The following is a 14,012-nucleotide window of genomic DNA, read 5'->3' on the forward strand; positions in this document are numbered from 1 at the left end:
GTCGGATCGCGTTACGCGATTATGCACCTCGTCACACAGGCGTCGAAAAAGATCGCTCACTAGCGTGAGACGGTGCGCTCCGACCGGTCCGGTCGTCCCCGCACGATTACTCGATGATTGACTATCGCGATCTCGGGGTGGCGCATGGTGTTGTCTGACCGAGACGAATCGCTGTCCGCAACCCCGGCACTTCCCATCCGGTACCCCGGACCGGATGGTTCGAACCGCGGAGCTCGGTGTCTCCGCCCGCAGCCGGAGGAAGAGCAAGGAGATACCCGTTGGACGGTCGGCCCCGGCTTGGCCCCGAGGAAAGCACAGTACCGCCGTTCGGGACGTGGCCGCTCGACGTGGCCCGGGCCGATTCCGTGCTCGTCGAAGGCGAGTACGGGGTGCGTCTGTCGGGTCGCGACGGTCCGGTCCGGCTGGTCGGAAAGCGGGCGGGTAGCGGGATCTCCCTGGGCAGCGCCCCGAGCTGGCGGGAGCTCTACCGGACGCTGATCCGGCTGCGTCTCACCCGTGGACGCCGTGATCCGGCATGGCTGGCGCTGCTCACCGAAGCACTCGAAAGGATCCCCGATGATTCTTCCCGGGACGAGCCCCCGCGGGACGGATCCCCGCGGGACTCGTTCCCGCGGGGCGGGGCCCGACAAGGCGGAGCTCGTCGTCCCGGATCGGCGTGGAGCCGGTTCGCCGGGATGCCGGCAGCGGACCCGATAATCCGGATGCACTGCGCCACGGCCGAACCACGCGTTCCCGACGATGCGGTGGCTCCGCTGGGTGAGCCGACCCCCGCCCACCCCGCCTTTCCCGGCGGGACCATAGCCGTCCGGCTACCCACCCTGCTGCGGACCGGTCCGACGCTGCCGCACCCCCTGCTGGGCGAGGTGGTGGGCAACCGTTTCGAACGCGGCGAGAGCGCGTCGCGTTACTTCCTGGAACACTTCGTCCGGCCGCTGCTGCGGGCCTTCCGACTCGCACTGGAGAACCCGCCGGGAATGCTGTTCACACCGCGGGTGGAGAACCTCGCCGTGGAACTCTCACCGGAGACGCAGGCCACCGGCCGGTTCGTCGTGACTCCGGAGACCGCGGTGCGCGAGGCCCGGGAGGTCACGGCGACCGAGGTGCGCGACGGGGTGCGCGAACTGGTCCGCACGCTCCAGGAGCTTTCCGAGACGTTCGAGCGGACCGAGTTCGGCGAGCGGGACCGGGCGGGGCGCGGCGAGTTCCGCGCCGCGATGCGGCAGGTGATCTCGGCCGAGCTGCGTGATCTGGAAACCGGCAGCGCCGATGTGCTGTCCGGCAACCATCCGCTGCGCGGTTTCGTGCACACCGTCCCGGCCGAACAGGACGAGCTGCTTCGCCGGGTGCTGCGTACCGTGCAGGAGCGCACCCGGCTGCGCAGGTGGAACCGCGAGCTCGGCCAGCCGACCGTGGTGATAGACCTGGAATCGTGCGGGCTAGTGCCGGAACGCACGGTCCCATCGGGACAGGCCGGGAGCGAACTGTTCCGGAACCGCTCGGACGTCGAGACGGTCCTGCGCTCCTTGCCACGCGAGGAACGGGCGAATCGTTGCCGGCCCGGTGGCGTCGGCCCCGAATCCCACCGCTCGGAGAACGTCCTGCCGGAAGATTCCCTACCGGAGGCTTCCCTACCGGAGGCCTCCTTGTCGGAGGCTTCCCGCCCCGAGAATTACCCGTCTGACCCCCGCCGCTCCGAGCCGAGCCCCGACGAATCCGGCGGGGCGGGCGGACTGCGATTCCGGAGCCGGGAGTCCCACCGCCCCGCCGAATCCGTGTGGGACCCCCCAACCGCCGAGCTCGCGGAGCTGAACACGCCGGTTACCGGCACGGTCGGATCGGGACTGCCCAGGTTCGTCTGGGACATCCGCGACGCGGGTGGCCGGGTGGTGTTCTGCGTGCCGGGCTCCGAGCGGCACTACGACCACGCCCGAGTCGTATTGGATCGCGCCGGGGTTCCCGAGGCCGACCTCATCCGGGTTCCGCTCACCGGGTCCGGTCCCGCGACCGAGTGGACCGTCCGCCGACTGCGCGAACTCGGCGACACCGATGTCGTGGCGATCTTCGACACCGAATCCGCCGCCAAGGGCATCGAGCTCTCCGGAGTGCTGACCGTCGCGGTCTCGCCGCGAGGGGATCTGCCCCGGCAACGAGACGGTCGGGAGAACGGCGCCGCCGAGTCCCGCGCCGTTCCGGAGCGGGGCGTGCCCGTGATCTCCAGTTTCGAGACCTCCCCGTGGCGCCGCTCCGCGTGGTCCCAGCCCGTGCTCTCCAACACGCATTCCCTGGAAGAGCTCCAGATCGCCTCGTTGCGGGAGAACCGCAGTTCGTGGCGCTGGGCGGTCCGGCTGACCCGTACGGAAACCGAGTCCATGATCGAATCCGTGCTCGACGACGCCGACCGTGCCGCGGACCGAACCGCGCGTGGCGCGACGGTGAAGTTCGCGGCGGACGAGCCGGTCGCCGACCCCGCCGAACGGACCCGGCGCACCGTCGGGGCGCTGCACCACGTGCTCACCAGAAAGCAGTTCCTCAAGGGATCGCGGTCCAACTACCTGCTGGCGGACATGCACCGCGACGCGGATTCCTTCGTGGCGCGCGACGAGCCGGTCGAGGTGATGCTGCTGGGTTTCCCGATCAAGCAGTCGCTGAACCGGCTGAAGGCTTGCGGGCCGCTACCGGACATCGCCGAGCTGGGCGGGCTGATCCGACTGCGCGAACTGCAGCGGGCGGCGCGCGGTGTCCACCCGCCCGGGCTGCGCTTCAACATCCTCACCGACGGCAGGCACTTCCGCCCCAGGCCGGCGTCGGTGACAGCCGCGTACACCCGCAAACTGCGCGAATACGCCTCCCTGGTCGGACTCGACGGCTGCGTGTCCATCCGAGAGATCGACTCACTGGCCACCGAACGGCTCGGTCGGGAGGTGACCGCCCAGCGCCCCGCCATGTACGAGCGCTTCCGAGGTTCGCTGGAAAGCGCGTTGCACGGGCTCGACATCACCGATCAACCACTGCGCACCCTGGACCGGGTGCGGGATCGGGCGGATGCGCGGGTCGGGCCGGACGCGGAGAGCGTGGCGCGTTCGCTCTACCTGTTCCGCGAGATGGTGATGTCCATGGTCTACTCCGTGCCCGTGCCGACCCCCACGGGCACGGATCGGTTCGGCTGGGCCCGAAGGGTGTACGCCGACGTGTACAACTTCGGCGACTCGCGGCTCTCGCCGCGGCTCCGGCAGGCACGCGTCGCGGTGCTGCGTCGTGCCTGGCACAACGCGATCCGCTATCTGTCCACCATGCAGGTGGACGAGGAACTCGGTTACGAGAAACTGCTGGATCCCCGGGTGAGGCTCACCGTGAGCGCCGTGACCAAGGGACGCTGCGGTTTCACCTATCTGGGTGGTTCCGGGTTGCTTCCCTGGCAGGGGACCGGGGTGCTCGACAGCAGGGGATACGTCGCCGTGGACTTCGCGGTATCGCTGATCGACCAGGGATTCGTGCCCGCGTTCTCCCCACTGCTGGGGCCGAGTCAGCCGTTGATGATGGTTCCGCCGCAGTACGCGCGGCTGCCTTCCCGCGGGGCACGTACACCGGGCGCCCTGCTGGATGGCTCCCTGCGGGACAGAGCCCGCCTGCGCCGCAAATGACCCGGCCTGGGACGGCCGTCAACTTCTCGCGAAATCGCCGGGCCAGCAGCACTGACGAGTAGTCGAGTCCCAAGCACCAGCGCAGGCCGAACTCCCACCATGCACGCGGTCGGCACCGCCGCGGGTTCTCCGGTGCGGCTCTCGCGAGGACGGCCCCGACGTTGTGTAGGTCGCTACCCGATGTCGGGGCACCCGCAGCGAGAGCCGTGCCGGAGGTTCCGCCAAGTGAGCGACTATGAAACCGGGGCAACGCGTCTCTCCATAGAAAACCGGGATCCCGGTACTCGCCAGGGGGGAAACGAGTACCGGAATCCCGGTTCGACTCCGTCGTCGTTGATGATGTTGAGCAGCGGAGTATCTCAACGACGGAGCTGTTGGAATCCGCGAGCCGATACCGGTTCGGGGGAGGGGAGTAACGTCGGTACCGGCTCGCGGAAGTCTGGAGGGAGCACGATCTTTTCGGTGAAATCGTTGGTCCGAAAAGGTGTTCGTGTCTTCACCTTGTGACGCTGTAAGGCATTGTGGAGTTGTTGGGCAGGCCGAAGTTTCCACCGTGGCGTCGCCCCGTCGACGCCGTAGCCCTGTCGGGGAAACAGGACGCTCGGGGGAACGGAGGAGACCGGTGATCGGCATAGCCGTGGTCGGGGGGCACGTCATGCCGACCACCGGTCAACCGGCGGTGACTCGGTCCGAAACCAGTTCGGGGGAGGTGGTATCCGGTGACCGAGTCCGCCGAGTCCTACGGCACCGGCGCCGCTCGGCGCAGAGCCTGCGCCGGGCGCAGGTGCCGTGCGGGACGGGGTGCGAGGCCACCGGCCACCAAGTGCTCGTAGGCCGAGCGCCACACCGCGCAGGGTGCCTTGCGCTGGCGCAACCGGGTCGAGCACTCCGGGCAGTTGCCTCGTTCGTCCGGTTCGTGTGCGGTCAGCAGCGTCCGCCACCCCGCGGTGAGGCGCGGGATCTCGGAGCGCGCTACGGACAGCAGGGACGACGCATCAGCGCGGTTCGCGAGCTCGGAAAGCACATCGAGTCGCTCCCACACCGCGTTGCGCAGAACCTGTCCCAGGATCGCGTCCACCGTACGTCACCGTCACTTTCTCGCCTGATCAGCGGCGAACCGCAGCGCGGAGCTGAGTTGGCCGACCCGCTCGGTCGGCACCGCCGCGGTTGCGCCGGGCGGTCCGGCGAGAACCACCCTGTCCCTATCGAGGAGCACCTCGAGGGTCCGGGGAGTGTGGTCCACACCCCGGCACTGCACCCGCAGCCGATTCGCCCCGGCGGTCTCACCGGAATCGTCGTGGCGGTGTTCCGGTCGGGGGACGGGGCCCACCGATTCCGGTTCGCCGGACTGCTGGGAGGAATCCACTTCGCGGATGTCCTTTCGGTGCTCGGTTGCTTGCTGGTGTCTAGATTGGAACGAACCGGCGCCGGCTGGCTAGGTGGTGGGCGACGACCGGACATACCGCGCGATGAGCGGTCAGCGAACTTCGGTCCCGCCGATCACCACGTCTCGATGTCGACTTCACCGTCTGTTGGGCGGAGCCTTAATCTGCGATCGACGCCCGAGAAGCTTAGAGGGGTCTTCAAATGAACACCATCGGTTCCAACGGCTCTCTCGTTACACCCGAGGTCTGGGAAGGACGAGAGATGCGCCAAGCGCTGGCCAATCGCGACATCAGCGACATCTACAAGCTGTTGCGCAAGCACGGTGTTTCGCAGCGTCAGATCGCCGCCGCGACCGGCCAGTCGCAGTCCGAGGTTTCGGAGATCCTCAAGGGCAGGCAGGTCATCGCCTATGACGTGCTGGCCCGCATCGCGGATGGTCTCGGCGTCCCGAGGGGGTACATGGGCCTCGCCTATGACGGGGCGACGGCAGTGAGGGCCACCGAACAGGACACCGGTGGCTCCCCGGCTGAGGAGGACGAGACGGTGAAGCGTCGGAAGTTTCTGACCCATGCCGCGGCGGTTGCGATGGGGGCTTCTGTCTTCGGTGCGGAGGAAGGCGACTGGCTGATGTCCAGTGCCCAGACTCCGGCACCGTCGCGTATCGGCATGACCGACGTTCAACAGATTCAGGCAGCGACCAAGGCACTGCGCGATCTGGACTACCGGCACGGCGGGGGGACTTGCCGTGACGCTGTCGTGGCCCAGCTGAACTGGGCCAGGCAACTGCTGCACGCCGACTGCGCCGAACACGTCAAACAGCGGTTGTTCGTCTCGCTGGCCGACATGCACAGCCTCGCGGGGTGGACCTCGTTCGACATGGGGCTGATGGACCCGGCCAGGAGCCACTTCGGCAAGGCGCTGCAGTTCGCCAAGCAGGCCAACGACGACAGCCTGGTCGCCAACGTGCTCTACCGCATGGGGCGGGTCTACCTGCACTACCAGCAGCCCAACGAAGCACTCAAGCTGTTCCAGCTGGGACAGATCGCCGCGCAGGACTCCGGGTCCTCGTTGACGGTCGCGGTGATGTGCGCCAACGAGGGCTGGGCCTACGGCATGCTCAACCGCCCCGACCAGGTCGGCAAGATGTTGGGGCGTACCCAGGACGAGTTCGCCAGGGCCGAACTCCATCAGGAGCCGGACTGGGTGAAGTTCTTCGACCAGAACGACCTGCACGGCATGACTGGTTCGGTCTACGACGCGTTGGCCGAGTTCACCCCGGAGCGCTACGCACCGCTGGCCGTCGCGGAGACACTCAAGAGCAACCAGTCGTACGGGGAGAACATGCAGCGCAGCCACGTTTTCATGCTGGGAATGCAGGCGACCAACCACATGCGGTCCGGCGACGTCCAGCAGGGCATCAAGGTCGGCAGGCAGGCGCTGGAGCTCGGTTCGCTGGTCAAGTCCGCGCGGGTGCCCGACCGGCTGCGACCCTTGCAGCTGGAAGCGGCCAAACACACCATGAACCCGGACGCGCGTGATTTCGCCGAACAGGTCCGCACCTTCCGCGAGGCGCGATCGGTTTGAGCCCGGTTACCGGTGGTGCCGGAGCGCGGATGCCGGTTCGACCACATCGAAAAGACACAACATGACATCGGCAAACATGACTTTCCCGCCGAACTCGGCACACGGTGCCGAGATTCCGCCCGAACTGGAAACGGCACTGGCCGAGATATGTGCCGAGGCAGGGCTCGACCACCGCGGCGCGCGTCTGCTGCGGTTCGTCAACAACGGGGTCTTCCTGCTGCGTGCTCACCCCGTGGTGGTGCGTATCGTGCTGTCGCCGTCGCTGGCCTACCGCGCGGACAACGTGGTCGAGGCCGCGAGCTGGTTGGCCGAACACGGCATCGACTCCGTACGGCTGTTCCGGGGAGTTCCCCAACCCGTTCGGACCGGAGCCCACATCGCCACCCTGTGGGAGGAAGTCACCGATTCCGGAGTCGCACCCACGGGAAGTGACCTGGGAAAGCTGCTGCGTGAGCTGCACGCCCTGGGGGAACCACCTTCGGCGCCGCGTTGGCAACCGATGGCCGACGCCCGGCGCCGCCTCGCCGAGGGCGAGCACGAACTCGACCGCAGTGATCGGGATTTCCTGAAACGTCACTGCGACGACGTCGAGCACCGGCTCTCCGAGCTGGAGTTCGTCCTCCCCCGCAGTACGGTGCACGGCGACGCCCACCTCGGCAACGTCATCGTCGGCCCGAACGGCCCGGTGCTGTGCGATTTCGACTCATTGTGCGCGGGACCTCCGGAATGGGATCTCACGCCGATGGCGGTGGGATATCTGCGACTGGGACGTTCTCCGCTCGCGTATCGGCATCTCGTGGACGCCTACGGGTTCGACGTCACCGACTGGTCGGGTTTTTCGGTATTGCGAGACCTGCGCGAACTGAAAATAACCGTGAGTGTGCTTCCGAATCTTCGTGGTAATCCCGCTGTCGCGGAAGAGTTTTATCGTCGGTTGCGTTCGATGCGTGAGCGTGATTTCACGGTGCGGTGGTCGCCCTACCGTTGAAAGGGGTGCCCGCCACGAGGCTCCGGTAGCCGAACGCACGGGGTTTCGTGACCGAACGCGGGTGGTTCGATTCGTATCGTATCGGCCTCGGGGAGAACGCCGATCCCCTCGTCTCCGACGGTTCGTGGCCGGCTCGGCCCGCCACGTCTCGTCCGGTCCCGGAATTTGATCGGCGCGGCCGAAGTCCGGCAACTCACCGACGAAAAACAACCGTTCGACGACACAACCTTCTTTTCGTATCGTGGAAGATTTGATCCGGATTTGTCGAACTTCGGTTCCACTGACAGGTCGCGCTCTATTCTGTTGTCACTCGTGGGCGAAGCGTAACCCCTGATTCTTCGCGCTGCCACTCGGACACGCCGGGCGTGTCGGACTCCAAGGCGGGAGATCCCACTCGCTCGATCCGTTTCGGAGTGTCGAGTGTGTTCGCGGTCACATTTTCGTCGTGGACCGATCCGGTCCGTCCCCTGCCGCGTCGCAGCGAAACGTTGCAACCACCCGAAGTGATCGTCGTGATCGGAGCGCCGCCCGTGCCGGTGCGGGCTCCCTCACTCACCACAACCACCGTAGGGGGAACGCCGTGTCCACGAACGCACCACTCCAACAGCAGGGGCTCGGCTCGGGGAAACCGGGCCCCGGGGACAGCTCCCGAACCGCCGAACACGACACCGAGCCCCCGGACTCGGGCGGGAAAACCGGTACCGACCGTATCGTGTTCGGCACCGTGGCACTGATCATGTTCGCGCTGGTCGCCTGGGGCGGATTCGCCACGGAATCGCTCGGCGACTGGTCCAGCGGCGCCTTGAACTGGCTGATCGGCAATTTCGGCTGGAGCCTGGTACTGGCCTCCACCGGTTTCGTCGTGTTCGCGCTGTACCTGGCCGTGAGCAGGTTCGGGCGGATCCCGCTCGGTGCCGACGACGAGGGCCCCGAGTTCCGAACCGTTTCCTGGATCGCGATGATGTTCAGCGCGGGCATGGGGATCGGGCTGATGTTCTACGGCGTCAGCGAGCCGCTGTCGCACTTCGTCTCACCCCCGCCCGGAGCCGTGGCAACCGTGCCGGGACCGGACGGTGCGGCCGTGGTCGCACCCGGCGCCACCGACGAGGCGGTTCGAACCGCCATGGCCACCTCGCTGTTCCACTGGACGCTGCACCCCTGGGCCATCTACGCGGTCGCCGGACTCGCCATCGCCTACAGCGCGTTCCGAAAAGGACGGAAACAGCTCATCAGCGCCGTGTTCGCCCCACTGCTCGGTGAGCGCGCGGCCGCGGGACCGCTCGGCAAACTCATCGACGTGCTCGCCCTGTTCGCGACCCTGTTCGGTTCCGCCGCCTCGCTCGGCATCGGAACCCTGCAGATCCGCACCGGTCTCAGTGAGGCGGGCTGGATCGACGGCGCGAGCACCACGGTGCTGGTGCTGATCATCGTGGTACTGACCGTCTGCTTCATCGCTTCGGCGGTGTCCGGCGTAGCCAGGGGTATCCAGTACCTGTCCAACATCAACATGGTGCTCGCAGCGCTGCTAGCGGTGTTCGTGTTCCTGGTGGGACCGACGGTGTTCATGCTGAACCTGATCCCCACCTCGCTGGGCACCTACCTGGGTGATTTCGGTCTGATGGCCTCGCGTTCCGGTGCCACCGGCGGCAGCGAGACGCAGCGATGGCTGTCCACCTGGACCGTCTTCTACTGGGCCTGGTGGATCTCCTGGACGCCGTTCGTGGGGATGTTCATCGCACGCATCAGCCGGGGGAGGACCATTCGGCAGTTCGTGGGTGGCGTGCTGCTCGTTCCCAGCGTTGTCAGCGTGATCTGGTTCGCGATATTCGGCGGTGCCGCCATCGGAGCGGCCAGGGACGGTGTGTCCGTCTCGGAAGGCGGTGCGGAGGCCCAGACGTTCAACGTGCTGGAGCAGCTCCCGCTGTCGAGTGTCACCTCGGTGCTGGTGATGATCCTGGTGGCCATCTTCTTCGTCTCCGGCGCGGACGCGGGATCGGTGGTGATGGGCACCCTGTCGCAGCGCGGTTCCATCGAGCCCGCGCGCTGGGTCGTGATCTTCTGGGGTGCGGCCACCGGTGCGGTCGCGGCCGTGATGCTGGTCATCGGGCACGGCGGTGACACCGCGCTGAGCGGCATCCAGAACCTGACCTTCATCGGTGCGCTGCCGTTCACCGCCGTGATGGTGGTGATGTGCGTGGCGCTGGTGAAGGACCTGCGTGCGGATCCGCTCACCCTCCGCGCCGACAAGGGGACCGAGGTGCTGGAACGCGCCGTGCTCAAAGGGCACGAGCAGCACGACGGGAACTTCGAGCTGGAGATCTCGGAGGACGACGGCGAACCGCTGGACGGCGATTCGTCCGAATCCCCGGGAACAGCCGCTGACGCCGCCGACCGGGACCGGTAACCGACCGGGACCGGTAACTCGGTAAGGCCTTCGGGCGCGGGATGTGTCCGTTCGGGCGGCGGCGATTTCGCGAGAAATTGACGCCCCGCTGGGGCGATGTGGCCCCGTGGCCGTCGATTTCGCGAGAAATTGACGCGCCCCTTCGGCGCAGTGCCGAACTCCGATCACCCTCACCACCGGCGCCGCCGCGGGTTCTCGGGTGCGGTTCTCGCGAGGAAGGCCCGACGTTGTGTAGGTCGCTACCCGATGTCGGCCCTCGCCGCAGCGAGAGCCGTGCCAGAGGTTCCGCCACAGGTGAGGTCACGCAGACCGAGAGGTCTACTTACCCTTCCACCCGGAAGCGGCGCAGCAGATCGTCCTCGATCCTGCCCAACTCGCCCCGCACGGCCCGGTGTGCCGAGCGGCGCCTGCCCGCGGGCATCCGCTCCGCCGCGCGTACCGCGCTCGCCAGTTCGGACAGGCGTTGCTGCGCCGAGTCCACGAAGCGTGTCACCTCGGTGCCGCTCCGGTCCTGTGGCTCGCGTTCGCGCAGGTCCCGCAGCGCCGTGCTGTCCCCCGCGATCCGGGCGTGCAACGCGGCACCGCGCCCCGAGAAGCGGTCCACCTCCGTCACGGCCACCCCGAGCCTGCGGGCTCTCGCCCGTTCGTAGGTGTCCCTGGCCGCCGAGGCCGCCTGTGCGGCGTAGGGCGCCAACGCCGGGCCGATCACCCTGGCCACCCCGACCGCCTTCCTGGCGTTACCGGGTGTGATCCGCCCCGCCTCGCCCTTGCTCGCGGCCTTGTAGTGCTGTTTGGCGAGTTTGACCTCCTGCTTGGCGGTCTTGGGGTCCTTCCCCTCGAAGTAGTCCGACTCCGGTGCCGGGGAACGTCGCGGCCGGGTGGACTGTCGCTGCTCGGGGGGTGCGGAGCGCCGACGCCCTGCCGGGGCCTCGTGCCGCGTTCGCTGTGCACGTGTCATACCGACGAACACCTCCGGACCGGTCCGGCGTAACGGATACTGCGCCGATCAGTCTAGGCAGTACCGCCGTTCGTTGCTACAGCACGGCGAGAGGTCGATCACGTTCCGTGCTGAGAGTCGTTCTCGGGTGTTGGACAGCTCCGTCGTGACGTTCGCCGCGTGAACCTCCCGTGTCTTCCGCTTCCCAGGGGTTTTCGGCATTCGGAAGAGTGATTGTCATATCTCTCACCGGGGTGATGGACGCGCTCGTCGGAGTTAGGACATACCCTGCAAGCGTGGAATCCGAGGTGCTACTGGACGGTGACGTGGTGACACGCTGTCGTCGCCGCGTACATCTCGACCACGATCCGACCATGATCGACTCGCCGACCGCCCCGCTCGATCCGGGCGCGGAACAGCGGATCGCCGACGCGGCCGAGTACCGGCGCGAGCTCGCCGATCGGCTCGGCAGGGAGCTGGCACCGGACTGGACCGAGATCCCCGGGGACGAGAGCGTCGTCGACCGGGAGCGAGCCACGCTCGCCGCGATGCGTTCCGGGGTCGGATACATCTCGGGAGCACAGTTGCCCTCGGACAACGAGGGAGGCAGACAGGGCTCGGTGGATCTGCTGGTGCGCAGCAGGGGCGGCTACGTGCCCGTGCTCGTGGTCCGCCACAAGGTGACCGACCCGGGAAAGGGGGCGCGGACCTCCCCGCTCACCGATCCCAGGCCCGAGTCGGCGGCCAGAGATCCGAGGCGCAAGCCTCGCTCGCAGGCCAGGGACCAGCTCCGATTGGCCCACCTCGTGCGGCTGTTGCAGGCGTGCGGGATGCAGCCCACCGGTAGGAAGTTCGGAGGGGCGATCGGTTCCGACACCGACACCGTGCTGTGGCACGATCTCGAATCCCGTGGCTGGTCGGGCGGGCGCAGCGTGCTCGCCGAGTACGACGAGCGGTTCGCCGATCGGATCGCGGTAGCCGAGGCCGCCGTGGCCGGGAGCGAGGCACTGGCCCAGCCCACCCGCGTCGTGGAGTGCAAGGGCTGCCCCTGGTGGCCGGTCTGCGGTCAGCAGCTGCGTGCCGCCAGGGACGTGAGTCTGGTGGTGCGCGGCGACGACGCGGTGCGGCTCCGCGCGGTCGGGGTCACGACCGTGGACGAGTTGGCGGAGTTGCCGGTGGGGACCACGAGGGAACCGCCGTTGCCGCCCAACCGGATGAGCGACGCGGTGCTGCTGGCCAGAGCATGGTTGCGCGACGTTCCGCTGGTTCGGCGAGTCTCGGAGGTGAAGGTCTCCCGGGGTGACGTCGAGATCGACGTGGACATGGAGAGCTACGCCGACTCCGGCGCCTACCTTTGGGGCAGTCTGCTCTCCTACCCGAGGGACGAGGCCAACGGGACCCGCACCACGGCCGAACTGATCGACGTCGAGCCCGGTTACCGCGGGTTCGTCACCTGGGACCCGCTGCCCTCCGACGACGAGGCCAGGTCGTTCGCCGAGTTCTGGTCCTGGTTCTCCGCGCTCCGCCGAACCGCCCACGAGCACGGCCTGACCTTCCGCGCCTACTGCTACAACGAGCTCGCCGAGAACCGCTGGATGCTGAGTTCGGCGCAGCGGTTCGCGGGCAAACCCGGCATCCCGACCGTCGAGGAGGTTCGGGAGTTCGTCGGCTCGTCCGAATGGGTGGACGTGTTCGCCGTGGTTCGCGACCAGTTCCTCTGCCCGAACGGCAAGGGCCTGAAGGTCATCGCGCCCAGCGCCGGATTCGCCTGGCGTGACTCCGAAGCGGGTGGGGAGAACTCGATGCGCTGGTACCGCGACGCCGTCGGTTTCGACGGCGGTGCGCCCGAACGGCAACAGCGCGACCGGCTGCTGGAGTACAACGAGGACGACGTCAGGGCGACCCTGGCCATCCGGCGTTGGATCTCGTCGGGGCAGGTGCGCGAAATCCCGTACACCGGGGACATGTGACCCGGGTAGCGGCAACGGCCGATCAGGGCACGATCACGGCCCTGCCGGGAATCTCGCCCCGGTGGAAGCGCTCGTAGACCTCGGGTGTCTCGTCCAGCCCGAACGAGTCCACGTGCACCCGAACCGCACCGGCGCGGGCCAGTTCCAGTACCTCGATCAGCTCCGAGCGGCTGCCCCAGTACGGTGCGGAGACCGAGACCTCGAACGGTGTCGTTCCGAAGCCGACCGGTACCGCGCCGCCCCCGATGCCGACCACGGTGAGGTCGCTCTCGGCGCGGGTGCACTTCGCCGCGATGGTGGTGGTCGCCGAGTTACCGACGCAGTCGAGCACCACCTCGGCGCCGAAGCCGTTCGTGAGTTCGCGGATTCTGTCCGGTGCGGACTCGTCGGAGATCACGGTGCGGTGCGCGCCGATCCGGTGGGCCAGTTCCAGCTTCTGCTCGCTGACGTCCACCGCGATCACCTCGGCCGGTGAGAGCGCACGCAGCAGCTGCACCGCCACGTGGCCGAGGCCGCCGGTGCCGATCACCACGGCCCGGGAACCGCCCACGAGCTTCGGCAACGACTTCTTGATCGCGTGGTAGGGAGTCAGTCCCGCGTCGGTGAGCGGGGCCGCCTCCACCGGATCCAGATCACCCAGCGGCACCAGGTGGCGTTCCCGGTTCACCAGCATGTACTCCGCCATCGCGCCCGGAGCGCCCAGACCGGGCGGTCGAATACCCAGCTGGTCCGCGTAGTCGCAGTAGTTCTCCTTGCCCTGGGAGCACATGTGGCAGCGGCCGCAGCCCTGCGGGCCGTAGACCGCCATCCGGTCGCCCACGGAGCAGCTGTAGGTGCCGGAGCCGAGCGCACTGACGGTTCCGACCCCCTCGTGCCCCAGCGTCATGGGAAGCGAGTAGGGGAAACTCTCCTCGGGCCAGCTCATCACGGCTATGTCGGAGTGGCACATCCCGGCCGCGTCCACTTTGAGCAGAATCTGGCCGGGACCCGGTTCGGGAACGTCCACCTCGACGACCTCCGGCTGATCCCCGACTCGACGGTACTGAACGGCTTTCATCGTGCGCGACATTCCCCACCTCTT

9 protein-coding genes are annotated in these 14,012 nt (G+C 67.7%); 5 read left to right on the forward strand and 4 right to left on the reverse strand.

The window, feature by feature from the left end; translation table 11 throughout:
• Nucleotides 1–278: 278 nt before the first annotated feature.
• Complete coding sequence (locus tag J2S53_RS16475; protein ID WP_456241719.1) at nt 279–3,662, forward strand: L-tyrosine/L-tryptophan isonitrile synthase family protein; 3,384 nt, start codon at nt 279–281, stop codon at nt 3,660–3,662.
• A 739-nt stretch (nt 3,663–4,401) separates the two neighbouring features.
• Here the strand turns inward: J2S53_RS16475 and J2S53_RS16480 are convergent.
• Complete coding sequence (locus J2S53_RS16480; RefSeq protein WP_043569550.1) at nt 4,402–4,740, reverse strand: hypothetical protein; 339 nt, start codon at nt 4,738–4,740, stop codon at nt 4,402–4,404.
• A gap of 12 nt (nt 4,741–4,752) precedes the next feature.
• The gene (locus tag J2S53_RS16485) at nt 4,753–5,028 is read right to left on the reverse strand and encodes a hypothetical protein (protein ID WP_092978048.1); all 276 of its coding nucleotides are present in this window, start codon (nt 5,026–5,028) and stop codon (nt 4,753–4,755) included.
• Nucleotides 5,029–5,249: 221 nt separating this feature from the next.
• Between J2S53_RS16485 and J2S53_RS16490 the strand changes: the two genes are divergently transcribed.
• From J2S53_RS16490 to J2S53_RS16500, 3 genes are all read left to right on the forward strand, one after another.
• Entirely contained in the window at nt 5,250–6,632 is a 1,383-nt protein-coding gene (locus J2S53_RS16490; RefSeq protein WP_092925267.1) for a helix-turn-helix domain-containing protein, read from the forward strand.
• A gap of 76 nt (nt 6,633–6,708) precedes the next feature.
• Nucleotides 6,709–7,620 (forward strand): phosphotransferase enzyme family protein, encoded by a 912-nt coding sequence (locus J2S53_RS16495; protein ID WP_456241720.1) that lies wholly within the window; start codon nt 6,709–6,711, stop codon nt 7,618–7,620.
• 580 nt (nt 7,621–8,200) lie between these two features.
• Entirely contained in the window at nt 8,201–10,024 is a 1,824-nt protein-coding gene (locus J2S53_RS16500; RefSeq protein WP_456241721.1) for a BCCT family transporter, read from the forward strand.
• Nucleotides 10,025–10,346: 322 nt separating this feature from the next.
• Here J2S53_RS16500 and J2S53_RS16505 read toward each other — a convergent pair whose 3' ends face one another.
• Nucleotides 10,347–10,982 carry a DUF6474 family protein gene (locus J2S53_RS16505; RefSeq protein WP_456241722.1) on the reverse strand — a complete coding sequence of 212 codons (636 nt, stop codon included), beginning with the start codon at nt 10,980–10,982 and terminating at the stop codon, nt 10,347–10,349.
• Between the two features lie 275 nt (nt 10,983–11,257).
• On the opposite strand from J2S53_RS16505, the gene J2S53_RS16510 reads away from it, so the two are divergent.
• Nucleotides 11,258–12,931 (forward strand): TM0106 family RecB-like putative nuclease, encoded by a 1,674-nt coding sequence (locus tag J2S53_RS16510; RefSeq protein ID WP_456241723.1) that lies wholly within the window; start codon nt 11,258–11,260, stop codon nt 12,929–12,931.
• Nucleotides 12,932–12,953: 22 nt separating this feature from the next.
• Here J2S53_RS16510 and J2S53_RS16515 read toward each other — a convergent pair whose 3' ends face one another.
• Nucleotides 12,954–13,988, reverse strand: coding sequence for an NAD(P)-dependent alcohol dehydrogenase (locus tag J2S53_RS16515; protein ID WP_456242809.1), 1,035 nt, complete (start codon nt 13,986–13,988; stop codon nt 12,954–12,956).
• Between the last annotated feature and the right edge of the window lie 24 nt (nt 13,989–14,012).

Origin of the sequence: Actinopolyspora lacussalsi, from assembly GCA_030803735.1 — a bacterium.
Classification (GTDB): Bacteria; Actinomycetota; Actinomycetes; order Mycobacteriales; family Pseudonocardiaceae; genus Actinopolyspora; species Actinopolyspora lacussalsi.